Source organism: Cognatiyoonia sediminum, assembly GCF_900129845.1.
In the GTDB taxonomy this organism is placed as follows: domain Bacteria; phylum Pseudomonadota; class Alphaproteobacteria; order Rhodobacterales; family Rhodobacteraceae; genus Cognatiyoonia; species Cognatiyoonia sediminum.
Genome location: NZ_FQXB01000001.1, coordinates 1,061,279 through 1,086,387 on the forward strand (window position 1 = coordinate 1,061,279; position 25,109 = coordinate 1,086,387).

General features: G+C 54.8%; 23 protein-coding genes. 8 read left to right on the forward strand and 15 right to left on the reverse strand.

All coding sequences use genetic code 11. The features are described from left to right. Positions 1 to 37 precede the first annotated feature (37 nt). Both BUA85_RS05325 and BUA85_RS05330 read right to left on the reverse strand, forming a co-directional pair. Complete coding sequence (locus tag BUA85_RS05325) at positions 38 to 907, reverse strand: LysR family transcriptional regulator (protein WP_072899811.1); 870 nt, start codon at positions 905 to 907, stop codon at positions 38 to 40. A gap of 314 nt (positions 908 to 1,221) precedes the next feature. Next, on the reverse strand, positions 1,222 to 1,680 hold the full coding sequence (locus BUA85_RS05330; RefSeq protein WP_072900427.1) for a GatB/YqeY domain-containing protein: 459 nt from the start codon (positions 1,678 to 1,680) through the stop codon (positions 1,222 to 1,224). Between the two features lie 175 nt (positions 1,681 to 1,855). Between BUA85_RS05330 and carA the strand changes: the two genes are divergently transcribed. Beyond that, a complete protein-coding gene (gene carA / locus BUA85_RS05335) occupies positions 1,856 to 3,016 on the forward strand; it encodes a glutamine-hydrolyzing carbamoyl-phosphate synthase small subunit (RefSeq protein ID WP_072899812.1) in 1,161 nt (386 codons plus the stop codon). A gap of 51 nt (positions 3,017 to 3,067) precedes the next feature. After that, positions 3,068 to 4,765 (forward strand): glycosyltransferase family 2 protein, encoded by a 1,698-nt coding sequence (locus BUA85_RS05340; RefSeq protein WP_072899813.1) that lies wholly within the window; start codon positions 3,068 to 3,070, stop codon positions 4,763 to 4,765. Here BUA85_RS05340 and BUA85_RS05345 read toward each other — a convergent pair. Continuing rightward, positions 4,762 to 5,415: a GntR family transcriptional regulator gene (locus BUA85_RS05345; RefSeq protein WP_072900428.1), complete on the reverse strand. Its 654-nt coding sequence runs from the start codon at positions 5,413 to 5,415 to the stop codon at positions 4,762 to 4,764. The genes BUA85_RS05340 and BUA85_RS05345 overlap by 4 nt on opposite strands. Before the next feature lie 123 nt (positions 5,416 to 5,538). On the opposite strand from BUA85_RS05345, the gene BUA85_RS05350 reads away from it, so the two are divergent. Next, a complete protein-coding gene (locus BUA85_RS05350) occupies positions 5,539 to 6,732 on the forward strand; it encodes a UbiH/UbiF family hydroxylase (RefSeq protein ID WP_072899814.1) in 1,194 nt (397 codons plus the stop codon). Here the strand turns inward: BUA85_RS05350 and BUA85_RS05355 are convergent. The 3 genes from BUA85_RS05355 to BUA85_RS05365 form a co-directional block, all read right to left on the reverse strand. Further along, a complete protein-coding gene (locus BUA85_RS05355; RefSeq protein ID WP_072899815.1) occupies positions 6,729 to 7,856 on the reverse strand; it encodes an aminotransferase class V-fold PLP-dependent enzyme in 1,128 nt (375 codons plus the stop codon). The genes BUA85_RS05350 and BUA85_RS05355 overlap by 4 nt on opposite strands. Positions 7,857 to 7,972: 116 nt before the next feature. Further along, positions 7,973 to 8,425, reverse strand: coding sequence for an Lrp/AsnC family transcriptional regulator (locus tag BUA85_RS05360; protein WP_072899816.1), 453 nt, complete (start codon positions 8,423 to 8,425; stop codon positions 7,973 to 7,975). Further along, positions 8,422 to 8,877: an Lrp/AsnC family transcriptional regulator gene (locus tag BUA85_RS05365; RefSeq protein WP_072899817.1), complete on the reverse strand. Its 456-nt coding sequence runs from the start codon at positions 8,875 to 8,877 to the stop codon at positions 8,422 to 8,424. The genes BUA85_RS05360 and BUA85_RS05365 overlap by 4 nt, the downstream gene beginning before the upstream one ends. Before the next feature lie 131 nt (positions 8,878 to 9,008). On the opposite strand from BUA85_RS05365, the gene ilvC reads away from it, so the two are divergent. From ilvC to BUA85_RS05385, 4 genes are all read left to right on the forward strand, one after another. Beyond that, entirely contained in the window at positions 9,009 to 10,031 is a 1,023-nt protein-coding gene (gene ilvC / locus BUA85_RS05370) for a ketol-acid reductoisomerase (protein ID WP_072899818.1), read from the forward strand. Between the two features lie 99 nt (positions 10,032 to 10,130). After that, positions 10,131 to 11,030: a DMT family transporter gene (locus tag BUA85_RS05375; RefSeq protein WP_072899819.1), complete on the forward strand. Its 900-nt coding sequence runs from the start codon at positions 10,131 to 10,133 to the stop codon at positions 11,028 to 11,030. Positions 11,031 to 11,139: 109 nt separating this feature from the next. Beyond that, on the forward strand, positions 11,140 to 11,463 hold the full coding sequence (locus tag BUA85_RS05380; protein WP_072899820.1) for a hypothetical protein: 324 nt from the start codon (positions 11,140 to 11,142) through the stop codon (positions 11,461 to 11,463). Between the two features lie 7 nt (positions 11,464 to 11,470). Further along, positions 11,471 to 12,313, forward strand: coding sequence for a hypothetical protein (locus tag BUA85_RS05385; RefSeq protein ID WP_072899821.1), 843 nt, complete (start codon positions 11,471 to 11,473; stop codon positions 12,311 to 12,313). Here the strand turns inward: BUA85_RS05385 and glmM are convergent. The 9 genes from glmM to BUA85_RS05430 all read right to left on the reverse strand — a co-directional run bounded on the left by glmM (position 12,310) and on the right by BUA85_RS05430 (position 23,195). Beyond that, positions 12,310 to 13,653, reverse strand: coding sequence for a phosphoglucosamine mutase (gene glmM / locus BUA85_RS05390; RefSeq protein WP_072899822.1), 1,344 nt, complete (start codon positions 13,651 to 13,653; stop codon positions 12,310 to 12,312). The two genes, BUA85_RS05385 and glmM, sit on opposite strands and share 4 nt — an antisense overlap. Next, the gene (gene folP / locus BUA85_RS05395; RefSeq protein ID WP_072899823.1) at positions 13,643 to 14,665 is read right to left on the reverse strand and encodes a dihydropteroate synthase; all 1,023 of its coding nucleotides are present in this window, start codon (positions 14,663 to 14,665) and stop codon (positions 13,643 to 13,645) included. The genes glmM and folP overlap by 11 nt, the downstream gene beginning before the upstream one ends. Then, complete coding sequence (locus tag BUA85_RS05400) at positions 14,662 to 15,579, reverse strand: dihydroneopterin aldolase (protein ID WP_072899824.1); 918 nt, start codon at positions 15,577 to 15,579, stop codon at positions 14,662 to 14,664. Before BUA85_RS05400 ends, folP begins: the two co-directional genes overlap by 4 nt. Before the next feature lie 91 nt (positions 15,580 to 15,670). After that, a complete protein-coding gene (locus BUA85_RS05405) occupies positions 15,671 to 16,363 on the reverse strand; it encodes a cell wall hydrolase (RefSeq protein ID WP_242648993.1) in 693 nt (230 codons plus the stop codon). Between the two features lie 146 nt (positions 16,364 to 16,509). After that, positions 16,510 to 19,089, reverse strand: a complete 2,580-nt coding sequence (locus BUA85_RS05410; protein ID WP_072899825.1) for a putative PEP-binding protein — start codon at positions 19,087 to 19,089, stop codon at positions 16,510 to 16,512. A 47-nt stretch (positions 19,090 to 19,136) separates the two neighbouring features. Continuing rightward, positions 19,137 to 21,398, reverse strand: coding sequence for a glycine--tRNA ligase subunit beta (glyS, locus tag BUA85_RS05415; protein WP_072899826.1), 2,262 nt, complete (start codon positions 21,396 to 21,398; stop codon positions 19,137 to 19,139). Further along, the gene (locus tag BUA85_RS05420; RefSeq protein WP_072899827.1) at positions 21,398 to 21,922 is read right to left on the reverse strand and encodes a DUF6446 family protein; all 525 of its coding nucleotides are present in this window, start codon (positions 21,920 to 21,922) and stop codon (positions 21,398 to 21,400) included. Before BUA85_RS05420 ends, glyS begins: the two co-directional genes overlap by 1 nt. Continuing rightward, positions 21,922 to 22,278 (reverse strand): VOC family protein, encoded by a 357-nt coding sequence (locus BUA85_RS05425; RefSeq protein ID WP_165611586.1) that lies wholly within the window; start codon positions 22,276 to 22,278, stop codon positions 21,922 to 21,924. Before BUA85_RS05425 ends, BUA85_RS05420 begins: the two co-directional genes overlap by 1 nt. Further along, positions 22,275 to 23,195, reverse strand: a complete 921-nt coding sequence (locus BUA85_RS05430) for a glycine--tRNA ligase subunit alpha (RefSeq protein ID WP_072900430.1) — start codon at positions 23,193 to 23,195, stop codon at positions 22,275 to 22,277. The genes BUA85_RS05425 and BUA85_RS05430 overlap by 4 nt, the downstream gene beginning before the upstream one ends. A gap of 176 nt (positions 23,196 to 23,371) precedes the next feature. Here BUA85_RS05430 and BUA85_RS05435 point away from each other — a divergent pair, with 176 nt between their 5' ends. Further along, positions 23,372 to 25,108 (forward strand): trypsin-like peptidase domain-containing protein, encoded by a 1,737-nt coding sequence (locus BUA85_RS05435; RefSeq protein WP_072899829.1) that lies wholly within the window; start codon positions 23,372 to 23,374, stop codon positions 25,106 to 25,108. Position 25,109: the final 1 nt, after the last annotated feature.

Sequence of the window (25,109 nt, forward strand, 5' to 3'; positions counted from 1 at the left end):
GATCAGTCGAGCAAAGGCAGTTATTGATTCACCTTTGCTACCGCTGTGATCGCAACCATCTCACAAATTCGCTCAGTCCTTTGGGGTGACGATCCGTTTGCGTCACGATGTAGTACCCAAGACCTTGTTGCTCCAATTCGCACAATTTGATCAGATCGCCCCGATCGACGTCACCTTCGACCAAAGACTTTGGCTGTGCAGTGATCCCAAGGCCTGCCTTTACGCCAGAAATAACAAGGCTATTAGTCGACATGGTTTTCAAATCGACGTCCAGAAGATTTAGTCCCTCTCGGGCGATGGCCTGCTGTAGCTCCATCATGTGATCCTCCATCAGCCATGGAAATTTGCTTAGGTCGGCGACACAGCCGAAGCGTTGATCACCGATCAACTTCTTGGCGGCGACCACCCAAAATTCAGACCCAACCAAAAGTTCCGACTGATAGCCTGGCCAGTTTCCTGCCCCATAACGTAGGGCAAGATCGAAACCATCTCGTCTTAGGTCTGTTATACCCAATGATGGGCTGAGATTGACCGAGACTTCGGGATACTTGGACCAGAAATCACCAATTCTTGGCATGAGCCAACTGGCAGCAAACGCGGGTGTGAGAGTGATATTCAAAGGCCTGCCATCGACCTGATGTCTTAAGTTATCTACTGCATCGGCAATCGTGGAAAAACCGTCATTGAGACCAGCAGCAAGTCTTTTTCCGTCCGCGGTGCCAACCACGCCTCGCCCAGATCGCACCATAAGCGAGGTCACGAACTCTACTTCCAAAGCGCGAACGTGCTGTGCAATCGCCGCATGGGTAACGTTGAGCTCCGCCGCCGCCTTTGACAGACTCTCATGCCGAATTGCAGCTTCAAGTGCACGCAAAGCTGGAAGGGACGGAATTCTAGACCATTCCATATGTAAGCTCAATTAACATTTTGAATTTCACATTGAGTCGCTAACTACCAAAAAATCATTTAAATTCTCCCCAAGAGATAAAAATAGAGAACATTATGTTAGACATACTATCACGAACATTGCGTACGGCTGCAAGAACCGATTTTCCTCACCCTCCGAGCGCAACGCACAGCGATTTAATACTCGAGCATGAAGTGCGTAAAGCAAATGAACTACGTCTGAGGAAAACTCACGAGCGCCGACTAGACGATCGGTGGTGAACAAAAAAAGGCCACGCAAAAAACCGTGGCCTTTTCTGCTATTTTGGGAACTACTTACCCCAACCGGCCCTTAACCAGCGGACCTACCTTCCCGAAATCCATTTGTCCGGTGTACTTGCCCTTTAGCTCACCCATGACCTTCCCCATGTCACGGATGCTTTCCGCCCCGACGGCGGAAATAGCGGCATCGACAGCGGCTTCGGTTTCGGCTTCGGATAGTTGTTTCGGCAAGAACTCTTCGATCACTTTGATCTCAGCGCGTTCCTTCTCAGCCAATTCCAGACGCCCACCTTCGTCATAAGCCCGCGCGCTTTCTTGGCGCTGTTTGACCATTCGGCCCATAATCGCAAGCACGTCGGCGTCAGTGACGGTCTTGTCGTCCCCCTCACCACGCAGAGCGATGTCTTTGTCTTTGATCGCCGCGTTGATCAGCCGGAGTGTTGACAGCCGATCCACCTCTTTCGATTTCATTGCATCTTTCAGAGCCGCAGTGACCCGTGTACGCATGTCCATAAAAGCGTTGTCCCATCTGCTTTGAACGAGCGGCCAACATAGACGCGGGTTTTTCATCTGACAAGCGGTCGCGACGTAAGGTCAATTTGCCCGTAAATCAGGCCCATTGACCTCTTGACCCTCTCCTAGAGCGCCCTTAGTACCAGCACAATTTGTGCATACGGGGGACACTGCCATGTCGGACAACGCCAACAGCAAACCCACGGCCTGCCTTGCGCTGGCGGATGGTACTGTTTTCTATGGATTTGGCTTCGGAGCCACCGGTGAAACAACCGCTGAGCTGTGCTTCAACACGGCGATGACCGGCTATCAGGAGATCATGACCGACCCCTCTTATGCCGGTCAGGTTGTGACCTTCACCTTCCCTCATATCGGCAATACGGGCGTAAATCCTGAAGATGACGAAACCGCCGATCCGGTTGCCGCCGGTATGGTCGTGAAATGGGACCCGACCGTTGCCTCCAACTGGCGTGCGACGGATGAGTTGAGAGACTGGCTCGCTAAACGCGGCCGTATCGGGATTGGAGGCGTCGATACGCGTCGTCTGACGCGGGCAATCCGGCAGCAAGGTGCACCGCACGTGGCCTTGGCACATGATCCTGACGGGAATTTCGACATTGATGCCTTGGTAAAGGCAGCGCGCGCATTTTCTGGCTTGGAAGGGTTGGACCTGGCAAAAGAAGTGACTTGCGCGCAGTCATACCATTGGAACGAAATGCGGTGGGCTTGGCCTGAGGGGTACAGCCCGCAACACCAGCCGAAGCACAAAGTTGTGGCAATCGACTATGGCGCAAAACGAAATATCCTGCGCTGCCTCGCCTCGGCCGGGTGTGACGTGACAGTCCTGCCCGCCACGGCAACAGCAGAAGATGTTTTGGCGTTGAGCCCTGATGGGGTTTTCCTCTCCAATGGGCCCGGTGATCCGGCCGCAACGGGCGAATATGCCGTTCCGATGATCCAAGGTGTGTTGGAACAATCTGATGTTCCTGTCTTTGGTATTTGTCTGGGGCACCAGATGCTCGCTTTGGCCCTCGGTGCGAAGACGATCAAGATGAACCACGGGCATCACGGCGCGAACCATCCGGTGAAAGATATCGAGACCGGCAAGGTTGAAATTACGTCGATGAACCATGGGTTCGCGGTGGACAGCCAAACACTTCCTCAAGGTGTTAAGGAAACACATACATCGCTCTTTGATGGGTCAAACTGCGGTATCCGCATGACGGACCGCCCTGTGTTTTCGGTGCAGTACCATCCCGAAGCCAGCCCCGGCCCTCAGGACAGCTACTACCTGTTTGAGCGGTTTGCGGAAGCGATGGCGGCTCGGGCCGCTTAACCGGTCGTTAACCAAGCGCAGGTACCTCCAACCCATGTTGTGAGGTCCTACGTGTTTGCAACCAGACGTATCAAATCTGATGTTCCGCCAAGTGCAGAAAGCGCTGCTTCGCAGGCCGCCGTCCGCTCGTCGCTGGTCGATCCAATTGCGGAGCCGCCGGATATGCGACTTCTTGCGCTGGCAGACCCGCAATTTTGCATCCGATATTCGTTGCTTCCATGGCGGGCCTTTGGCGACACGACCGTCCTTTTGGGCACAGATTTGACGCTCGCCCAGGAGCAGCCGGAAATGGTCGAGGCGCGTTTTGGCAGGTTCATCTTACTAAAAGCAGATGGCGAAAAACTTTGGACTTTTTTGCTCGAAACCTTCCGATCAAATTTGGCCTACGACGCCGAAACGACATTGGACGAAGCAGACAGTTGCCGGACATGGCGTTCAAAAAGGGCTGCAGTCTTCGCTCTTGTCGCTTGTTCGCTCGGCATTCTATGCGCCGTGTTCTTTCCCCTCCTGACATTTGGCATCGCATTTGGATGGGTCGTCTTGATCCTGCTTTTGGGGACAGCTTTGAAACCTTGTTCCCTCTGCCAGAAAGCCAACCCCCAAGAGAATTTGGGGCTGGCGCTACGAGACGATGAATTGCCAACCATATCGCTTTTGGTTCCTTTGTTTCGAGAAGCAGACATGACAGGGCCTTTGACGTCTCGCCTTACAAAACTGGACTATCCAAGGGGCAAACTCGACCTCTGTTTTGTTGTCGAAGACGATGATCTTGTGACGAAATCGTCCATTTCGAAGCAAAAGCTACCCGATTGGATGCGCGTCATCGAAGCCCCCAAAGGCAAGCTCCGAACGAAGCCACGTGCGCTGAACTATGCACTCAATTTTGTCAGCGGCTCGATTGTGGGGGTCTACGACGCAGAGGATGCACCGGAGAGCGATCAGCTTCGTCACGTCGCCGAAACATTCGCCCGCGCTGACCCCGATGTCGCCTGCGTGCAGGGACGTCTAGATTACTACAACGCGTCGGGAAACTGGTTATCTCGTTGCTTCACGTTAGAATACGCTAGCTGGTTCAGGGTCATCCTACCGGGCTACGCAAAAATGGGGCTACTTGTCCCGCTCGGTGGTACCACGCTTTTCTTTTGCCGGGACACTTTGAATGAACTTGGGAGTTGGGACGCGCATAACGTCACAGAAGATGCTGATCTCGGCGTGCGGTTAGCCAGACACGGATATCGAACGGTCTTTATGCCCTCCGTCACGAACGAGGAGGCAAACGCACGCGCTTGGCCGTGGATCAAGCAGCGTTCGCGCTGGTTAAAGGGTTACGCTGTCACCTATGCGGTGCATATGCGCAGGCCTCTCGAACTGTTCCGTCAGTTAGGGGCTTGGCGGTTCTTTGGCTTTCAGGTTCTGTTCTTGGGAACCCTGTCACAGTTTCTGCTCGCCCCGCTGCTTTGGACGGTCGTCGTTATCCCATTCGGGTTACCCCACCCACTCTTTTCGCTGCTAAGCGGGTCCCAGTTTGTCGCTTTGACAGCCATCTTTCTTCTTTCGACCTGCGTAAATTTGGCCGCGAACTGCATCGGGGCCCATCGCGCAGGAAAGTCCTGGCTGATGAAATGGGCACCTACGATGGTTTTCTACTTTCCCCTGGCCACGCTAGGGGCGCTCAAAGGCTTGTCAGAACTCTTTTGGCGGCCGTTTTTCTGGGACAAAACCGCTCATGGGATCGAATTGTCGCGCTAGCGGTCAGCTTCAACAGCTTCCGCATCCAGGCGTAACCTGATCTCATATGCAGCACTAATATGATCCCGTAGAGCTTGATAAGCGGCATCACCGTTGCCAGTTTCGATGGCCTGAACGATGGCTTCGTGTTCTTCCAGCGTATCAGCGCCGCGTCCTTCTGCCTTGATCGAGGTCGACGCCAAGAGCGCCATAGAGCGATGCACAAGATCGAGTTGTTGGACAAGAAACCGATTGTGTGACGCCAGGTGAATCTGCTTGTGGAAACGACGGTTTGCACGGCTGAGCCCTTCAGGATCATCGATGAGCTTTTTATCAGCCTCAAGCATATTACGCAGCACGCGTACCTCTTCTGGCGTTGCGTGACGCGACGCAAGGCGCGCGGCCAATCCCTCAAGCTCACCCCGAACCACATAGAGTTCGGAAAGTTGCGTGTGATCAAGCGAGGCTACGATCAAAGACCGGCCATCGCGCGTTAAAAGGGATTGAGTTTCTAAGCGCTGCAGCGCTTCTCGCACGGGGGTTCGGCTGACACCGAATTTTTCGGCCAAATCGCTCTCAACAAGTCGGTCACCCGGTTTATAAATATGGCTATCGATTGCTTCTAAGATCAGATCATAAGCATCTCTTTGCCCTAGTGTTCTATCCCGCATGTCTAACCCCTTCATTTCGTGCGTATCAATTCAGCACAGATATGACCAATAGTACAAGCGCTTGATGTCGCACCTGAAAGGTCACCTCTTTCCCACCCGATGTAGACAGCCTATGTCAGTGCTATGGTTGAGACGAATTGCGATATTCTAATTTGCGGGGGCGGCGGTGCCGGCCTAACAGCCGCAGCGGCTTTTGGTACTGCGGGTTTTAGCGTTGTCATCGTCGACCCTATGCCGCCAGTGACATCGATCAAAGACGCCGGTGCCGATCTGCGCACCACGGCTTTCTTACTACCAGCCAAAGAGTTTCTCGACAAAGCCGGTCTGTGGGTAAAACTTGAGCCGTTTTCGACGCCGCTCCAAACCATGGCCATCGTGGATGCCGCCAAAGAGCCGCCGGTTGAGCGGGCGTTTGAAGCGAAAGACATTTCCGACAATCCATTCGGGTGGAATTTGCCCAATTGGCTTTTGCGCAGAGAGATGGTTGCGCGCCTCGAAGACTTGGAGAATGTCGATTTTCGCACTGGCGTTGGCTTCAAATCGATGGTCAGCCGGACGTCGGCGGCATTGGTCAGGCTGACGGATGGTTCGAAAGTTACCGCTAAACTGGTTGTCGGTGCTGATGGTCGCGACTCTGCCGTTCGTAAAGCGGCAGGGATCGCTGTCAGCACTACGCGGTATGGCCAAACCGCGCTGACATTTGCCGTCAGTCACAAGGCGCCTCATGATAATATCTCGACCGAAGTGCACAAATCTGGCGGACCGTTTACTTTGGTCCCTCTACCGGATCACGAAGGCGGACCCTGTTCCGCCGTGGTTTGGATGACAAATGCAGCCGATGCGAAGCGCCTCCGCGATCTTAATGAAGATGCGTTCAATCAAGAGGCCACAGAGCGGAGCGCCGGTGTTTTGGGGCCACTCACCCTTGTCACCCGTCGCACGACATGGCCGATCATCAGTCAGTTGGCCTCCACCTTGATCGCACCCCGCACCGTCCTCGTCGCAGAAGCGGCGCACGTCATGCCGCCAATTGGTGCACAAGGGCTGAATATGTCCTTGAAAGATCTTAGCTTCCTTTTGGACCTATCACAGCAGCATCGGAATGCCCTTGGCGAGGCGCCTATGCTCGACGCGTACCAGCGGGCGAGACATACAGACATCAAGCTGCGGGTGAACGGGATCGATATGCTCAACCGCGCATCCATTGCTGGCAATCCGGTGTTACAGGATATGCGCCGATGGGGTGTCCAAGCCCTGCATGACATCAAGCCAATCCGAACCGGCCTGATGCGCATGGGGCTTGGTGCAAACGGCTAAAGAACTTTGTTCAAGACTGGCAGCAAGCGTCCAACCGTTGCATCCACGTCATAGAGCTTGTCCAAGCCGAAAAGCCCTAAACGGAAAGTGCGGAAATCGTCTGGTTCGTCACATTGCAACGGCACGCCAGCTGCGATCTGCATACCCTCAGCCGCAAACTTTGAGCCGTTTTGGATATCGGGATCATTGGTGTAGCTGACGACAACACCCGGCGCGCCAAATCCTTCGGCAGCAACAGACTTGATACCCTTCTCGGCCAATGCTGCCCGAACAGCATTGCCAAGCGCCCATTGCGCTTCTTTCAGTTTATCAAAGCCGAAGTCACGGGTTTCCAGCATGGTGTCGCGGAACGCGCGCAAACCATCTGTCGGCATCGTCGCGTGATAGGCATGCCCACCGTTTTCATAAGCGTCCATGATCTGTGTCCATTTTTTGAGATCGACGACAAAGCTATCGGACGTCGTATTCTCCATCCGTGCAACAGCACGATCAGACATCATCACCAGCCCAGCGCTCGGCGTCGACGACCACCCCTTTTGCGGGGCTGAGATCAACACATCAACGCCGGTTACTTTCATATCGACCCAGGCACAGCCGCTGGCGATACAATCAAGCACCATGATCGCACCAACTTCATGCGCGGCGTCGGCCAAAGCGGATATGTAGTCGTCTGGCAAAATGATCCCGGCAGAGGTTTCAACGTGGGGTGCGAAGACCACATCGGGCTTTGCCTTTTTGATCGCGGCGACCACATCCTCGATCGGTGCCGGAGCAAAAGGCGCGCGAGTATCATTCCCCGACTGACGCGCCTTCATCACCGTTGTTTTGGCGGCGAAATCGCCTGCCTCGAAAATCTGCGACCAGCGGTAGGAGAACCAGCCATTGCGCACGACGAAAGCGTGAGAGCCAGCACCGAATTGCCGAGCAACGGCTTCCATCCCATAAGTGCCACCGCCTGGGACCAAAGCGACCTTGTCGGCGTTGTAGACCTCTTTCAGCATGTCGCGAATATCGTTCATCACGCCTTGAAAGGCTTTGCTCATATGGTTGAGGCTGCGGTCGGTGAAGACCACTGAAAATTCCATCAAACCATCTGGGTCAACTGAATGTGGGGTTCCGTCCATGATCTTTCCTCCGTTTGGAAATCAGCTAAGCGTCAAAGGGCAGGAAAGCAAAGTCTATCTGGGTATACAAAGCCACCAAAGTACTCGAAAAGCGCCCGCCGTGTTTCCCATCGTATTCAAATGGGGCCGGATAAGCGCTCTTCGCTGAGCAGAACGTTGGCTTCCACATCGCCGACGCCGGGCAAGGTCATGATCCGGCGGCGCAGGACACGCTCAAAATCGGCAAGATCACGGGCGACTACGCGCAGGCGATAATCATAAAGGCCTAAAACATGCTCAACCGTTTGAATCTCAGGGATGGCAGAGACCGCGCGTTCGAAATCCTCTAGGCTGACCCTGCCCTTGGTTGCTAATTTCACACCGAGGAAGACCGTTACGCCAAAGCCGAGCTTTTCAGCATCAAGAACCAAACGCCGGCCGGTCAAAACCCCTGCATATTGGAGTCGTTTGATACGTCGCCACGTCGCCGGTTGAGACAGCCCAAGCAAACGCCCCAACGCGCTGGCGGTTTTGGTCGCGTCTTGGGTAAGGACACGTAGAATGGCGCGATCGAGGTTGTCCAACATCATATCGGCAGCACCTCTGCCCTTTTGACCTCGGACACGGTCATCAAGGCTTCGATGTCAGCGATATGGGGCAGCGTCAGGATCTGTTCGCGATAGACTTGTTGATAGTGATTGAGATCACGAGCGACGAGTGACAAGCGAACATCGACACGCCCAAGAAACGTCTGGATTTCCAAGACCTCTGCAATCTCACGCGCAGCGGCCTGAAATTCATCGAAAGCGCGGGTCGCTGTTTTGTCGAGCGTGATGCGCAAGGAAACCTGCACTGTGAAACCAAGTGCTTCCCAATTGATCTGCGCCTCTTGTCCTTTGATGATCCCCTCTTCCGTTAGCTTGTCCAACCGTCGGGTCGCCTGCGCCGCCGTCAAGTTCACCCGATCCGCCAGTTCCGGAATGGCAAGCGTTGGATCATTTTGAAGGTAGCGCAGAATAGAGCGGGAAATGTCATCAAGCATAGAAATTCTAATAATTCATAGTTTTGCGAATAACAAACTTGAATTTCCTCCCATTTATCAGAAATCTACCATCGAAATCACGCAAGAACTAAACCATAAGCACAGCCAGACACCAACTCTGGAGAATTACTATGCGCGTTTACTACGACCGCGATTGCGACGTGAACCTGATCAAGGACAAAAAAGTCGCCATCCTCGGCTACGGCTCCCAAGGCCACGCACACGCTTTGAACCTTCGCGACTCTGGCGCGAAGAACCTTGTCGTTGCATTGCGCGAAGGGTCCCCTTCTGCCGCGAAGGCCGAAGGCGAAGGTCTGACCGTCATGGGCATTTCCGAAGCAGCTGCATGGTGCGACCTCATCATGTTCACAATGCCCGACGAACTGCAGGCGGAAACATACAAGAAATACGTTCACGATCACCTCAAGCCCGGTTCCGCGATTGCATTCGCGCACGGTTTGAACGTTCACTTCGGCCTCATCGAGCCAAAGGAAGGCGTTGACGTCATCATGATGGCGCCAAAAGGTCCAGGCCACACCGTACGCGGCGAATACACCAAAGGCGGCGGCGTTCCTTGTCTTGTTGCCGTCGACACTGACGCATCAGGTAAAGCGCTGGAAATCGGCTTGTCCTACTGTTCCGCAATCGGCGGTGGCCGTTCTGGCATCATCGAAACCAACTTCCGTCAAGAATGTGAAACTGACCTCTTCGGCGAACAAGCCGTTCTCTGCGGTGGTATCGTAGAACTGATCCGTATGGGCTTCGAGACATTGGTCGAAGCTGGCTACGAGCCTGAAATGGCGTATTTCGAATGCTTGCACGAAACCAAGCTGATCGTGGACCTCATCTACGAAGGCGGTATTGCGAACATGAACTACTCCATCTCCAACACAGCTGAGTATGGCGAATACGTCTCTGGCCCACGCGTGCTTCCCTACGAAGCCACGAAGAAGGCGATGAAAGACGTTCTGACAGACATCCAAACAGGTAAATTCGTGCGTGACTTCATGCAAGAAAACGCTGTTGGTCAGCCATTCTTCAAAGCGACGCGCCGTATCAACGACGAACACCAGATCGAACAGGTCGGTGAAAAGCTGCGCGGCATGATGCCTTGGATTTCCGAAGGCAAAATGGTCGACAAATCCAAGAACTAAGGGCTCCTCCTATAGTCTTCAAAGGGGCGCCCCAGACGGCGCCCTTTTTTGTTGCGGTATCGTCTGGACAATCCCCACTGTCCATGATCGGAACGACGCATGACGACGCAACCCACCCTGTCAAATTGGCTCAGCATTCTTGCCCTTGGAGTGATCTGGGGTGGGACGTTTATGGTCGTGACCATTGCTCTGCGCGGATATGGACCGTTTACGGTGGCAGGTGCGCGTACAACGCTTGGTGCGGTTTCGCTGTTGATCCTCCTCAAGGCCACAGGGCATAAATTGCCGATGCTGCACGGGCGGGCATTAGGGCTTATGGTTGCCATTGGCATTCTGAATACCGCCTTGCCGTTTTCGCTGTTGAGTTGGGGGCAGCAATATGTACCATCAGCGTTCGCTGGTATCTCCATGGCCGCATTACCACTCTTTGTTTTGCCCTTGGCGCATGTGTTTTCCGACGAACCTTTGAGTTCACGAAAAGCGGTTGGTGTGTTGCTAGGCTTCGCTGGTGCGACGGTGTTGATTGGCCCCGGCGTCTTGCGCATCGGCTCAGGGCTGGAGCCATTAGGCCAAATTGCCTGCCTTCTGGCTGCCTTTTCCTATGCTGTCTCAAGCATCCTAACTCGGAACTTCCCGCCGATGGATCCGCTTGCTTTGGCCACATGGACGTTGATCATCGGCTCGATCTGCCTTGTGCCCATCACCCTCGCGACCGAGGGCATACCGACTTGGGCAGGCGCAGAAGCGGGCTTAGCCATTCTGTTTCTTGGCCTCTTCCCAACCGCTCTCGCAGCCCTGCTCCGCGTGATGGTCATTCGGTCTGCGGGGTCCGTCTTTATGACGCTCGTCAATTATCAGGTTCCGCTATGGTCGATGGTGTTTGGGGCCTTCGTGTTGGGTGAAATGCTCCCCCTTAGATTTTTCGCGGCCCTCACTTTGATCTTGCTGGGACTGGCTATCAGTCAATGGGCGAGCCTACAGAGACTGGCACGCGGGTAGACGTCGCAAAACCACACGGCTTAGGCCAAAGGTCAAAAGACAATAGTTATTTGTTGATTTTGCTGCGCAATTCGGCGTTTATTGCGTTCAGAATTTTGGATAGTTTTTGATGACGTACCGCACCCAGTTGTTTTTGACCTTTGCGCTTAGCCTTCTGGCCCTTGGTCTCTTATACGCCTGCCTTCCCCTTTTGCCCGACAGCCGCTCTGCTGATTTAACCACGTTGGATAATGTGTTGCTTGGGGTCGTTTATGTCAGCTTGCTCATCAGCTTCATTATGGCGCTGGCCTTTGGAGTGTCTTGGGTGATGTGGGTCTTGAGCAAAAACGAACCCGACACAACGGCCATGCCACTGACGTTCCGCCTGAAAGGGGCCGGAACGATCTTTGTTTTGGCGATGATTTCCTACAGCAGCTACTTTCTATTGAATTGAGCATGACATGATCAAAAAGACCCTTTTCGCCCTCGCACTTGTTGTCTCACCCCTCTCTGCACCAGCGCAAGAGAACGTGGCCCGCCTATCGGAGTTCCTCGAATACCTCGCTGGAACGGACTACTTTGTGCCAGAAGCCGCCGTGCAGTACGGCTTTCAAGGCAACAGCGCGGATGTCTATGCGGATCACCTGCGGAAAGTTTGGTCAGACCCTGACCTGAGAAATTACCTTGCCGCCAGCCTCGACCCCGTAGTGCGTTGGCAAGATGACGGCGGCGTTGAGTTTTCATCATTCGAAAAATTCATGGCCTATGCACCCTTTGTGCTGTCTGGACCAGCCGATCGTGGTGCCTTCAACCTTCCGGGGTCTATGCTTCAGGACTATGTGGCAGGTTACCATGCAGGATTTCTTGGCGAAGCGGAGAAGTCGCTCGGTGCATGCATCGAGGCCTACACGGTTGATTTTGGCGATACGCCAGAGCTGTTGATCAAATCAGCGCTGCTTAAAGTGGTTTTAATGCGCAATCTCGAAGCCAAGACGTTGCAAGCTTTTTTGCAAGCAAAACGCGAGGCCGCACGTGTCGGCCTCACGGATGGTTTTGAATACATCCCAATGACTGATGAAGAAACCGAATTCGCGCTCATCCCACTTTATCGCGAACTCGACGCAATGGCCGAAACGCATCCGAACAAAGCAGGGATAGAAGACTACTGGTACAATGACGGGAACGAGCCGCGCGATCTATGCGATGTCAGCGTTTTGGAGTGGTCCGTTCTGGATCGCTTGGAAGGTGAAGAACGGCAACTGGTCGCGCGGTACTTCCTAGAGGACTACACTGGCCAGCCCTAAGCGGCTGCTTCGACCTCTGCCACAATCCCGTCAACCACTTGCACCAGCAGGTCAGGGTCTTCGCATTCCGCCATAACGCGCACGAGTGGTTCTGTGCCGGATTTGCGGATCAACAGACGGCCCTTGCCCTGCAGTTTGGTCTCAGCATCCGCAATGGAAGTTTTGACCGTGTCCGCAGACAGTGGATCAGAACCAACAGCATAGCGCACGTTTTTGAGGAGTTGCGGAACCGTATCGAATTGCTGCGTCAACGCGCTCGCCTTGCGGCCCGTTTCGATCATGGCGCAGAGGAATTGAAGCCCAGCCAGCAAACCATCCCCTGTCGTCGCATAATCCGTCATAACGATATGGCCGGATTGCTCTCCGCCTAGGTTAAAGCCCCCCTGACGCATCGCTTCCACAACGTAACGGTCGCCAACGCCGGTCCGTTCGAGCCGAAGACCTTTGGCATCCATATGACGTTCCAGACCAAGGTTCGACATCACCGTCGCGACCAATGTGCCCCCTGTCAGGCGACCCGCATCGGCCCATTGGGTAGCCAAGAGCGCCATGATCTGATCACCATCTGCAACCGCACCGGTTTCGTCGATGATCATCACGCGATCTGCGTCACCATCGAGGCAGATGCCTACATCTGCACCATGCGCAACCACGGCCGCCGCAGCCGTGTCGGTGTAGGTCGATCCACAATTTTCGTTGATATTGAACCCGTTTGGATCTGTGCCAACAGTCACAACCGTCGCGCCCAGTTCCCACAGGATTTCTGGCGCGGCACGATAGGCGGCCCCATTCGCACAATCGATCACGACCTTCAGGCCGTCCAATCTCATCCCCGACGGAAGCGTGGATTTCACGCGCTCAGCGTAGCGGAACCGCCCGTCATCGATCCGCTTGGCACGCCCGATGTTTTCGGCCTTGGCAGGTTCAATGTCACTGGCGATGAGACGCTCGATTTCCATCTCGGCTTCGTCGCTTAGTTTGAACCCGTCTGGACCAAAGAACTTGATTCCGTTGTCATGATGCGGGTTGTGGCTGGCGGAAATCATGATCCCAACGTCAGCGCGCATGGATGTGGTCAGTAGGCCTACGGCAGGTGTCGGAACGGGACCAAGAAGCAGGACGTTCATGCCTGTGCTAGTTAGACCAGCCGTCAAAGCATTCTCGAACATGTAGCCAGACAGCCGCGTGTCCTTGCCAATGACCACACGATGCCCGTTTGACCCATCATTGCGGAAATATCGCCCGGCTGCGGCTCCGATTTTGAGCGCCATATCAGCCGTCATTGGATAGGTGTTTGCGGTGCCTCGCACACCGTCAGTGCCAAACAGTTTACGCGTCATTCCTTGATGCCCCGATCATTGCCATGTGCAGATCAATTGCCTGCTTGGTGGCGAATGTATCGTGGACGCGCAAGATTTGCACCCCTTGGTTGACGCCGAAAAGCGAAACAGCAACAGACCCGCCCAATCGGTCGGCGGCATCCGGCGCATTGCCCAGCGTACCGATGAACCGTTTTCGAGATGCGCCCAGCAGGATTGGGCATCCTAACCCGTGGAACAAGCTTATGCCTTCGAGGAGCTGTAGATTGTGAACGAGCGTTTTGCCAAAGCCGATACCGGGATCAACAATGATCTTTGTTCGACCTATCCCAGCCGCTACCGCGATCTCGATACGCTCTTCTAAGTAGTCATACACATCGAGCAGGACGTCATCATACTCTGGCTTGTCTTGCATCGTTTTCGGATCGCCCTGCGCATGCATGATGCAGACAGGCAAACCAGAGGCCGCTACTGTTTCTGCCATTCGATCATCAAACGAAAGGCCGGAGACATCGTTGATCATTGATGCGCCGGCCTTGACAGCCGCCTCAGCCACATCGGCCTTTCTTGTATCAATAGAAATTGCAACGTCATGCGCGGTCCGAACTTGCGCAATCGGTGGGAATGTCCGGTTGATTTCTTCAGAAGACGGCACGAAGTCGGCCCCGGGACGGGTGCTCTCTCCCCCCACGTCAACGATGCTAACCCCATCGGCGATCATCTCACCTGACCGCTCGACTGCCGCTGATGCCGATGCGTGTTCCCCACCGTCGGAGAAACTGTCAGGCGTCACGTTCAAAATGCCCATAAGATGTGGTCGATGAAAGCTAAGACCCGATAGGTCTGCACGCGAGGCCGTTAGTCGACCAAGGATTTCGGCAGAAACCTCAGACGCCGCAACAATCTCCGATGCGCCATTTCTGATCAGCACTACGACCTGATCGAACCAACACCATCCTCCCGCCAAGCGCTGCGCGCCTTTCGGACGCGCCGGCTCTGTTCGGACGATTGGTCGAAAATACGCTTTGCTCATAGCGTCGCTTGGTCTGAGGACACGGATCGCGCTGGCATGGAAACGTCAGGGGCATCCGCTCCGATGACCACAAGCTCCTTCGCAAGCATCTCCTCAGCGAACCAAGCCGCCAGCCCCACAGCGTCACGCGAAGAAGCTGATGGCCCTTCCACGGCATCAAGGACGATCTTAGACGGCGCCCAAACGCAGATTTGGCCATTCTTCATCGCCCAATCGAGTTCGGTCCGCGTTGCTACGACCTTGCACCGCAAATCGCGCGCGGCAAGCACCCATGCGTTCTGTTCGATCGCAAGCAAGTCGATCCGACGCTGAGTCATCGCATGGCCGGTGGACGGACATTGTAAATCCCCTGCCCCGACGCAAAGGATCAATGGCGCTTCGCGATCGTCCAGTTGATCGATCCAGCCCTTCAGATTTGGCGAAGCGATTGCCTCGTTCGACAGAAACAAGACACGAGGATGTGGAGCGTCAACGACATCCTGCCACGCGGGCTGAGCGCCATCACTCGAACGAACGATCTCAACACCCAATGCAAATGGCCCGCGATCAAGCTTCTCAATTCGAACGAAAACGCGTTCTGCCATTGGTTCAAGCAGAATGCGTTCCGCGACACGCGCGGCAAGCGTTTCAAGCAAGTTAATACGCTCAGCTTCTAACTCGACCTGAATGGCCTCGATCACCTTATCGTAAGACAAGATGCGATCTACATCATCATCGATTGGGCCTGTGTCGGGTAGCACCTCCACAACGACGTTGAATTTGACCCGCTGAAGTTTGCCACGCTCTGCTTGGAACGCCCCAATCTCCACCTCAACGGTATAGTCGCGCAAAGAAATCCGATCATAAGGCACATCTGTGCTGGCAGCCGCGCGCTCAGATGGATGCGCAAATGCAAGGCGAATATCGTCGTTCATGGGCAATCGTCCTGTGATACCAGAACTCGATACGCTAGCAGCGCCTCACCCACAAGAAGATGAGGCGGCAGCTTTATGCAGATTTACGACTTTAGTTTCGCGCCTGTTGGGTCGGTTGGCGGTAGAAGTAGTGGTAACCAATCGACGCTGTTCGAGGGAAGCGACGCGCCCAAGACGGGTTAACCGACTTTGTGTGATAGTGCGTTGCACCGTCGGTCAGCTCACGCGGCATTCCGTCAATTAGTAGCCGGGCTACTTTGCCGACCTTCTGGAATGCGCGTGGTTCATTGATGTTCTCGGCATAGCCATCGCAGGTATAGGTGAACTGGCACTGATACTTTCGACCGGTACCTTGGTTGATCACACCGCAAATGCTGTCGGGGTAAGACGCGCTATCAACACGATTGAGGATCACTTCGCCTACTGCAAAAATACCACGCGTACTTTCGCCGCGTGCTTCAAAGTAAAGAGCCTCCGCAAGGCACTGCCAATGAGAATCGCCAGAGGCGGCCGGCAGAGACGCCAAGAAGTCATTGGTGTAGTCGAATTCAGTCGGCGCTGACGCTGCTCGTTCAACTGGAATAGGAACAGATGTCAGCGCAGCCAGACGGCGGTCAGGGATAGCACTAAGCGCTTCGCTCTCTTGCCCAAGAAGGGCCGCAAGTCGACTTTCAAGAACTTCATTTGCAGAGAGAGTCGCAGGCGCAAAAGCCACAAAACTCGTCACCGCAGCGACCAAAAGGCCGCGGCCCCACTTCAACATTTGTCCCACCACAGGTGTCACACGGCCAGCTCCGTGCAAGCGCGGCGGTGATTAAGGCAAATTTAAGGCGACGTAAAGTGCGACGTTTTCACTGTTTCTTGAATGTAAACAGTGAAAGCATGCGAACCCGTATTGTTTCCGCAGCAAGCAACATAAAGCTTGGAATGTTACATAAGGCGTTCATTCAGGGCCAATTGCGCCGCCGACAGTCGTGCAAGCGGAACTCGGAATGGCGAACAAGACACATAGTCAAACCCTTCGGTGCGGCAGAAAGCGATCGCAGTTCGGCTACCGCCGTGTTCTCCGCAAATTGAGAGAACCACGTCTTTTCGGCCCTTTCGCCCGCGTTCCGCACCGATGGAAAGCAGTTCGCCCACACCTTCGATATCAAGCGTATGGAAAGGATCTTCTTCGTAGACGGCTTGCTGGACGTAGGTGGACATAAAGCGCCCTGCATCATCTCGAGACAAACCATATGTCATTTGGGTCAAGTCATTGGTTCCAAACGACAAAAACTCAGAATACTCCGCAATATCTTCGGCGCGCAAAGCTGCGCGCGGTGTTTCGACCATAACACCGAGTTTGAAATCAAACTCCGCTCTTTGTTCTGCCTGAACAGAAGCAGCGACGGCATCGATACGGGCTTTGATCAGCTCGACCTCTTTCATCGCGCTGATCAGTGGGATCATGATCTCAGGCACGATGTTGATACCATCTTTCGCGGCGTCCACCGTTGCTTCAAAAATAGCGCGCGCCTGCATTTCATATATCTCGGGCAAGGCGATCCCTTGCCGAATGCCTCGCATACCGAGCATCGGATTGTACTCACTTAACGCCTGAACACGCTCAACGATATCCGGCAAAGGCAGCGCGAGTGAGGCGGCAAGATCCCGCTGACCGGCTTTGTCAAAAGGAAGGAATTCATGCAGCGGCATGTCAAAGAGACGCATACAGACCGGTTTTCCCTGCATAATGGAGAACAATTCTTTCATGTCGGCGCGTTGCAGCGGAAGCAGACGTTCGAGAACGGCCCTGCGATCTTCCTCGGTTTCCGCAAAGATCATTTCGCGCATCATGCCTAGGCGGTCGCCTTCAAAGAACATATGTTCAGTTCGACACAGGCCGATCCCTTCCGCCGCGAAGTTCTTGGCAGTTTGCGCATCCGCTGGCGTATCGGCATTGGCCCGGACGCCAATGTCACGGAATTCGTCGGCCCAGCTCAGCAACGTCTGAAACGCGTCGTCCAAAGCGGCTTCGAGCATCTTTGGCGCACCGGCAAGCACTTGCCCTCTGGTTCCATCGACGGTGATCACATCGCCTTCGGATAGAATACGACCATCCGGCGTTTCGATCTCGCCGCGGCGGGTGTTGACCGAAAGATCGGAAGCCCCAACGACGCAAGGCAGACCAAGACCGCGCCCAATCACAGCCGCATGGCTCGTGACCCCACCCCGCACAGTCAAAACGGCATGTGCGGCGTTCATGCCGCGAATGTCCTCAGGAGTGGTTTCGCGGCGAACGAGGATACAAGGCTCACCGCGCGCAGCACTTGCCTGTGCTTCGTTCGCGGATAAAACGATCTGACCTGTGGCCGCACCAGGACTGGCGGCGATGCCTGTCACCAATACATCGCGCTTTGCATCGGGATCGACTTGGCGGTGCAGCATTTCGGACAAAGCTGCCGGTTTGACGCGCAAGACCGCCTCTTCCCGTGGGATCACGCCGTCTTCGGCAAGGGCGACAGCGATTTGAACTTCGGCGCGGCTGGATCGCTGCACTTTCACTGCGTCGAGGATGTTGAGCTTGCCGTTCTCAATCGTGAAAGACACTTCCATCTCTTCGCGCAAGCGCGACCGGCAAAGGTCGCGGTAGGCTAAAAGCTCTGCGAAGATCACAGGGCTGAGGTCTTCCAAGGATCGGCCGCGCGGATCCTTTGTCAGGTAAATCGCGCCCTCAACGTCTCCAAGTGCATCACGACCTTGGCTTTGGCCGAGATAGCGACCTGTGACTTGTGGCTTACCTGTCGTGCTATCGACATATTGAATAACACCAGAACCACATTCGCCGTCCCTCCCCACGCCTAGGGCCATTTCTTGAACGACGAGGCCCAGCCCCGCATCCGCAGGTGCACCTTTCGCTTCGCGGAGCAATCGTGCAGTGGTTCCGTCCCAAGCACGCGCCATGGAGCGTAGAACGGCCTCCAATTGCTCAGTCGGGTCTTGCGGGAAAGGTTCGTCGGCTTCGAATTCGTAGGTTTCCAAGGCCAATCTGAGGTCGTCAGCCGTTGGTTTTGCTGGCAATTCAAAGACTTCCGGATCAAGCCGTGCCACTTCGATGGCATAAGCGTGGATGAAACGCGCATAGAGGGCGGTGGCGGCGGCCTCACCTACGGTGTCCTTCATCGTATCAAGGCGCGCATCGTTCATGCCGATATTTAGAACTGCCGCTGGGCCACCCCAATCGGGGCTCAGGCTCGAGGGGCGGACAGACAGCAACGGTGTCTCACCAAAGGGTGCCATGACCTGAGCCATGTCCGGCAGATCACCTGCGGCAATTTTGCTAACCGCGTCAAACGACAGCGCCACAGTCGTTGGCACCGGCATCTCCAACCGGATCAATCGCTGCAAACACTTCGCACGATTGCCATGCACCGCCGGAGACATGGCGGCGGTTGGAGTGATCAGAGTCACCTCGACGAAGGTTGTGCGTTTCTGCACTGCGGCATTCCTTGTATTCAACCGCAGCATAGGAGCAGTTTGCGCCCAATGTAAGGAAAATGTGACGTGACTTGGTGTCAGCCTTCAATCTTGGTCAAATCCGCCACAGCGAGGCAGGTTGAGCGGATGCGAGACAACAAATTCAAACGGTTACGGCGCAGAACGTCGCTTTCCGCGTTGACCTGAACGTCTGTAAAGAAGGCATCAATCGGCACGCGCAGACCCGCCATGGCGGTCATCGCAGTGGTGAAATCCTCTGCTTCCATTGCTGGTTTGATCACAGCGTCAGCCTCATCCAGCGCTTTGAAAAGCGCCTTTTCGGCGTCATGTTCGGCGAATTTGATATCCGCACCGTAGGAATATTCCACGCCATCCTTCTCTTCCGCTTGGGTCAGAATGTTGTTGGCACGTTTGAAGCCTTGGATCAGGTTTTCACCGTCATCGGTGGAAAGGGTTTCGGACAGCGCCCTCGCCCGTTTGACCAAAAGTGTCAGATCATCATTCCCCGGCATCGCGATGCAGGCGTCGATGATGTCATGACGGATGCCTTGATCACGCAGGAAGACTTTGAGGCGGTCGTGGAAGAAGGTGAGGAGATTGGCTAAACGTTCGCGTGTTTCTACAAACTTATCGAAGTAGTAAACTCTCGCTTCTTCCGACAACTCGCCAATCTTATTTTTTGTGAACTCTTTGATTAAGTTCGCTCTGTCGAAATTAGAACCAAGATTATCAAGTAGAGCATCAAACTGCTTCAGTAAGTCGAGACCCGTTTGGGGCGGAACTTCTTGCTTGTCGAAATCAAAGGCCACAAAGACGTAGGCATAGTCTTCAATAAAGTCCGAAAAATTAAGCCGAACATTATTTGCCAAAATAAGGCGAATTACTCCCAAAGCCGCTCTTCTCAATGCAAACGGATCTTTCGAACCCGTCGGCCTTTCATCAATCGCCCAGAACCCCGTTAGTTTATCCAACTTCTCGGCCAATGACACAGCCACAGACACCGGTGCAGTCGGAACCTCATCCGATGGCCCCAAAGGCGCGTAGTGTTCCTCACAGGCGACAGCGACCTCAGCTGGCAAGCCCGCCGCTTCGCTGTAATACCGCCCCATAAGCCCTTGAAGGTCAGGGAATTCGTAAACCATCTCGGACGCCAAATCGGCCTTGGCCACCTGCGCCGCTTGTGCTGCCAACTCAGGATCGGCGCCCACCGCGGGTGCCAGCTCTTTCGCCAGCGCCGTCATCCGTTCAATCAGATCGCGTTGCGAACCGAGTTTGTTATGGAACGTCACATTGGCCTGCGCATCGAGCCATGGCTGCATCTTCTCGCCCTTGGCAACCCGCAGGTCGTTTTCCCAGAAGAACTTCGCATCCGCCAGACGCGCCGACAGAACCTTTTGGTTGCCCGCAAGGATCGTCGCGCCGTTGTCGGCAGTTTCCATGTTGGCCACGGTGATGAACTGCTCAATCCGGCCCGTCTTGGCATTGCGGACGGAGAAGAACTTTTGATGCTCTTTCATCGAGGTTTGCAGCACTTCAGGCGGCAGTTCCAAAAACACTTCATCAATCTTGCCCATCAGCACGACGGGCCATTCGACCAGCCCTGCGACCTCAGCCAGAAGGCCCTTGTCCTCAACAACCTCAAGCCCCTGCGCGAAGGCTTGATTGCTGGCGTCCTGCCAGATGGCTTCAGCCCGCTCATCGGCGCGCAGAACAACATTGGCGCGCTTTAGCTTCGCCTCATAATCATCGAAAGAGGTGACAGAAATCGCGCCTTTGGACATGAAGCGATGGCCATAGGTGAAATCGCCAGAAGTGATCCCGTCCACATCCACCGGCACCAACGTTGCGCCGCTTTCATCGGTCATTAGGCAGACAATCGAATGCAGCGGGCGCACCCATTTCAGCGTGCCAGAGCCCCAACGCATGGATTTCGGCCATGGGAAGTTGCGGATGGTCTTATCCAGAACCTCGGCAATCACGTCCGAAGCCAAACGCCCCGGCCTTTCAATCACCGCGAAGTAGACCTGACCCTTTTTGTCATCGCGCACCTCAAGATCGTCACGCGCCACGCCTGCACCGCGCAAGAACCCTTCAATCGCTTGATCTGGCGCACCAACTTTAGGGCCTTTGCGTTCTTCCCGCACAGGTTTGCTCTCTGCCAAAAGGTCTTCAACAGACAGCGTCAACCGCCGCGGTGTCGAAAAGGCAGCGGCCCCCGCATAGGTCAGACCCGCCTCGACCAAACCGTCGGTCACAAGTTTCTTCAAATCCTCCGCCGCGCGTTTTTGCATCCGTGCGGGGATTTCTTCGGAAAAGAGTTCGATCAGAAGATCAGGCATCAGTTTGCTCTTTCGGGTGGTGTTGGGCAGCCTTCGGGGACTGGGTCGCCGTCAAAAACGACCTCCCCACAGGCGTTGATTTCGTTCCAGGCATAGGCGCGGCCGTCGGGATAAACCGCGACGATACGGTCGATGCCGTATTGAATGTTCTCGGTGCCCATAAAAGCAATCGCGGTGCCATCTTCGAGATCAGCACCGATTTGTTCCGCGTCGAAACAGTCAAACCAACCAGGGGCAACAAGCGGTTCGGGCTCGTCAACAATGACATAGGTTTCGGTCAGCAGCGCGAGGCTTGTCGGTGTTTCGAAACAGGCGCGATAGCGGATCGGGCTACTGTCGCTGTCGATCCCCGCGAAGTTTTCAAAGAGGATCGGCTCCGGCTCGCCGCTAAAAAGAGACGTCAGCACGATGTCTTCCTCGCTGACTGCCACCTCCTCATAGAAGGCGTAGACCTGCAAATAATACATCGCGCCGCCTGCAATCAGTCCAGACAAAACCAACATGATGCCAAGTACCTTTCCCATTACGGATCAGCCCCAAAGGCCAGTTTGTTGCCGTCTGGGTCACGAACTTCGAACTCGCGCATGTCGTATTCGGTCACGTAAGGCTCTTTGAAGAACGGGATGTCTTTGGCCCTAAACTCAGCCACCAAGTCGTCAAAGCTCGTGACATGAAAGTAAGCGCGCCACCCGTCATGCTCCGGCTCCGCACCGCGCCAAGCTTCTATGAAAACGCGCACCTGATCGCGAATGAATATCCCAAAGCCCACGACAGGTTCCCCCGCTTCTTCCACGCACGCGAAACCAAGCTGCTCGGTGTAGAACTGCTTTGCTCGCTGATAATCATCAGTGCGTATGATCGGCGTCGCCGTTTGCATCATGCCGCGTGGCCGCCCGCCTCGGTCTGCACGAATGCATCTGCGCATTGTTTCGCCAGAGCCCGCACGCGGCCAATATAGGCTTGGCGTTCGGTGACCGAGATCACGCCGCGCGCATCTAGCAGGTTAAACACATGAGACGCCTTAATGCATTGGTCATAGGCCGGATGCGCCATGATGATGCGTTTACCAGTTTTTGGATCGTCATGCGGCTCCGCAAGAATGCGGGCGCATTCGGCTTCAGCATCCTTGAAGTGCTGGAGCAGCGTGTCCGTGTCCGCGACATCAAAGTTCCAACGCGCGTATTCTTCTTCGGTCTGCTTGAAAACATCGCCGTACATTAACGGGATTGGTGATTGCGGATCGTTGAATGGCATGTCCATCACGTGATCAACGCCCAGCACATACATTGCCAGCCGTTCGAGGCCGTAGGTCAGCTCGCCCGAGACAGGTTTACAATCATGCCCACCGACCTGTTGGAAATAGGTGAACTGGCTGACTTCCATGCCGTCACACCAGACTTCCCAGCCGAGCCCCCACGCGCCAAGCGTCGGGCTTTCCCAGTCATCTTCAACAAAGCGAATATCATGCATCTCGGCATCGATGCCGATGGCAGCTAGGGACCCAAGATAGAGGTCTTGCAGATCAGGTGGCGAAGGTTTGATCAACACCTGATACTGATAATAGTGCTGCAACCGGTTTGGGTTTTCACCATAGCGACCGTCCGTTGGGCGACGCGACGGCTGGACATAGGCCGCTGCCCAAGCGTTGGAGCCCAGCGCGCGCAACGTGGTTGCGGGGTGAAACGTACCGGCGCCGACTTCCATGTCATAAGGCTGCATGATCGCGCAGCCCTGACCGGCCCAATAACTTTGAAGCCTGAGGATAATCTCTTGAAAACTGCGTGGTTTGTCGGCCATGTCGCCCTCGTTTGCGTTTGCACGTTCAATAGGCCCGCTGGCCAACAGGGTCAATTGGGCCACGGATTCAATATTCTCAATCTTGTGAAGCGATTTCTGGTGCAGAAACCCTTGGGTCTGCTAATTTGATCGCTAACCGTTTGGGGACGGTGAAAAGATTCGATTATGGATTGAGTATGACACGCATTTTTGCTGCCTTTTTTGCCTACCTCGTTTTGGTGACCACGGCCTTCGCACAACAAAACGCATGGGTGCAGATCGAAGCCCGGCCAAGCGTCGCCGAAGCGCAATCGCGGGCGGAGGTTTACGAACGCCGGCTGGACGACGTTGCTGGCTATGATGTCGGACGCGGGTGGTATGCGATTGTGCTTGGGCCTTACGAGCGCAACGACGCTGAGATTGTGTTGCGGCAGCTGCGTCGAGAGGGGCAAATCCCTGGCGATAGCTTCATCGCGACTGGTCGCACTTTTCGAAACCAAATTTGGCCAATTGGCCGTGGCGTGCCGACAACCGTGCAATCTTTGACAGGCAATGCGGATGAGGACCAAGTCGAAGACGTCATTGCCGAGGTCGAACCTGTTCAAATTCCGGACGAAACGCTACGAGAAGCGCGCGATTCCGAAATACTTTTGGATCGGGAGCAGAAGAAAGACCTTCAGATCGCTTTACAATGGGCCGGTTTCTATTCGGGCACAATCGACGGTCTCTATGGGCGCGGGACTCGGAACTCCATGCGATCATGGCAGGAAGCGAACAATCACGAATCGACAGGTGTACTTACAACGCGCCAACGCGCCGAGCTGATTGCGGATTACAATTCGGTTCTTGAAGGTATGGACTTGCAGCTTGTCCGCGACGATGCGACCGGGATCCAGATGCAAATCCCCACGGGCGTTGTTGCGTTTGCTGAATATGAAGCCCCATTCGCGCGATTTGATGCGAAAGGCGACATTCCCGCTCAAGTGCTCTTGGTGTCTCAGGAAGGGGACCAAAATCGCCTGTTTGGTCTTTATGAAATTCTACAAACACTCGAGATCATGCCCCAAGACGGCCCAAGAGAGCGGCGCAACGCGTCATTTATTTTGGAAGGTATTGGCGACGGCAAACATTCTTACGCTTCGGTTCGGCTGACAGACGGAGAGATAAAGGGGTTCATCTTGGTTTGGCCAGAAAACGATGATGAACGGCGCCGGCGCGTTTTGGATCTGATGATCGAAAGCTACACCGCCGTCGATGGCACGCTCGACCCGGCCCTTTCCCGCCCTGGTGAAGATCAAAATATCGATCTGGTGTCCGGCCTCGCCATTCGCAAACCGGATTTCAGCCTTTCAGGATTTTATATCAATGACAAAGGCGCGGTTCTGACCTCGTCTGAATTTGCAGGTAGCTGCGACTATTTGACGGTGAACTCGGACATAGATGCAGCAGTGACCTTCATGGATGCCGATCTTGGCATTGCCATTGTCGAACCCACCAATGCTCTTGCCCCGCTGAGCGTTGCGGAGTTTCAAACATCCGTACCGCGTATCCAATCTGATATCGCGGTTGCTGGTTTCCCGTTTGGTGGTGTTTTGACGGCTCCATCTCTAACCTTTGGCAAACTGGCTGACATTCGTGGCCTTGGCGGTGAAGAGGAGCTCAAGCGCTTGTCCCTTATCGCCCAAGATGGAGACGCAGGCGGACCGGTTTACGACAATGGCGGTGCGGTTCTTGGCATGCTGCTACCAAAGGCGAATGCCAACGGTCAGGTCCTGCCAAACGATGTCAGCTTTTCGTTAGACGCAGACGCGATCATCGCAGCCCTCAGCAACGCTGGCGTCGAAGTTCAGACCACGGACAGCCTCGCCTTTATGGCCCCAGAGACGCTGACACGTCGTGCCGCGGACCAAACAGTGCTGGTGAGCTGCTGGTAAG

What these genes read in the sequence shown, in the direction of transcription:
- BUA85_RS05380 (WP_072899820.1), top strand. Translation starts at nt 11,140, where the DNA reads ATGACGTACCGCACCCAGTTGTTTTTGACCTTTGCGCTTAGCCTTCTG.
- BUA85_RS05360 (WP_072899816.1), bottom strand. Translation starts at nt 8,425, where the DNA reads ATGATGTTGGACAACCTCGATCGCGCCATTCTACGTGTCCTTACCCAA.
- BUA85_RS05400 (WP_072899824.1), bottom strand. Translation starts at nt 15,579, where the DNA reads ATGAACGACGATATTCGCCTTGCATTTGCGCATCCATCTGAGCGCGCG.
- BUA85_RS05430 (WP_072900430.1), bottom strand. Translation starts at nt 23,195, where the DNA reads ATGGCCGACAAACCACGCAGTTTTCAAGAGATTATCCTCAGGCTTCAA.
- glmM (WP_072899822.1), bottom strand. Translation starts at nt 13,653, where the DNA reads ATGACGCGTAAACTGTTTGGCACTGACGGTGTGCGAGGCACCGCAAAC.
- BUA85_RS05355 (WP_072899815.1), bottom strand. Translation starts at nt 7,856, where the DNA reads ATGGACGGAACCCCACATTCAGTTGACCCAGATGGTTTGATGGAATTT.
- ilvC (WP_072899818.1), top strand. Translation starts at nt 9,009, where the DNA reads ATGCGCGTTTACTACGACCGCGATTGCGACGTGAACCTGATCAAGGAC.
- BUA85_RS05385 (WP_072899821.1), top strand. Translation starts at nt 11,471, where the DNA reads ATGATCAAAAAGACCCTTTTCGCCCTCGCACTTGTTGTCTCACCCCTC.
- BUA85_RS05425 (WP_165611586.1), bottom strand. Translation starts at nt 22,278, where the DNA reads ATGATGCAAACGGCGACGCCGATCATACGCACTGATGATTATCAGCGA.
- BUA85_RS05325 (WP_072899811.1), bottom strand. Translation starts at nt 907, where the DNA reads ATGGAATGGTCTAGAATTCCGTCCCTTCCAGCTTTGCGTGCACTTGAA.
- BUA85_RS05420 (WP_072899827.1), bottom strand. Translation starts at nt 21,922, where the DNA reads ATGGGAAAGGTACTTGGCATCATGTTGGTTTTGTCTGGACTGATTGCA.
- BUA85_RS05435 (WP_072899829.1), top strand. Translation starts at nt 23,372, where the DNA reads ATGACACGCATTTTTGCTGCCTTTTTTGCCTACCTCGTTTTGGTGACC.
- carA (WP_072899812.1), top strand. Translation starts at nt 1,856, where the DNA reads ATGTCGGACAACGCCAACAGCAAACCCACGGCCTGCCTTGCGCTGGCG.
- BUA85_RS05410 (WP_072899825.1), bottom strand. Translation starts at nt 19,089, where the DNA reads ATGCTGCGGTTGAATACAAGGAATGCCGCAGTGCAGAAACGCACAACC.
- BUA85_RS05350 (WP_072899814.1), top strand. Translation starts at nt 5,539, where the DNA reads ATGGTTGAGACGAATTGCGATATTCTAATTTGCGGGGGCGGCGGTGCC.
- BUA85_RS05375 (WP_072899819.1), top strand. Translation starts at nt 10,131, where the DNA reads ATGACGACGCAACCCACCCTGTCAAATTGGCTCAGCATTCTTGCCCTT.
- BUA85_RS05330 (WP_072900427.1), bottom strand. Translation starts at nt 1,680, where the DNA reads ATGGACATGCGTACACGGGTCACTGCGGCTCTGAAAGATGCAATGAAA.
- folP (WP_072899823.1), bottom strand. Translation starts at nt 14,665, where the DNA reads ATGAGCAAAGCGTATTTTCGACCAATCGTCCGAACAGAGCCGGCGCGT.
- BUA85_RS05365 (WP_072899817.1), bottom strand. Translation starts at nt 8,877, where the DNA reads ATGCTTGATGACATTTCCCGCTCTATTCTGCGCTACCTTCAAAATGAT.
- BUA85_RS05345 (WP_072900428.1), bottom strand. Translation starts at nt 5,415, where the DNA reads ATGCGGGATAGAACACTAGGGCAAAGAGATGCTTATGATCTGATCTTA.
- glyS (WP_072899826.1), bottom strand. Translation starts at nt 21,398, where the DNA reads ATGCCTGATCTTCTGATCGAACTCTTTTCCGAAGAAATCCCCGCACGG.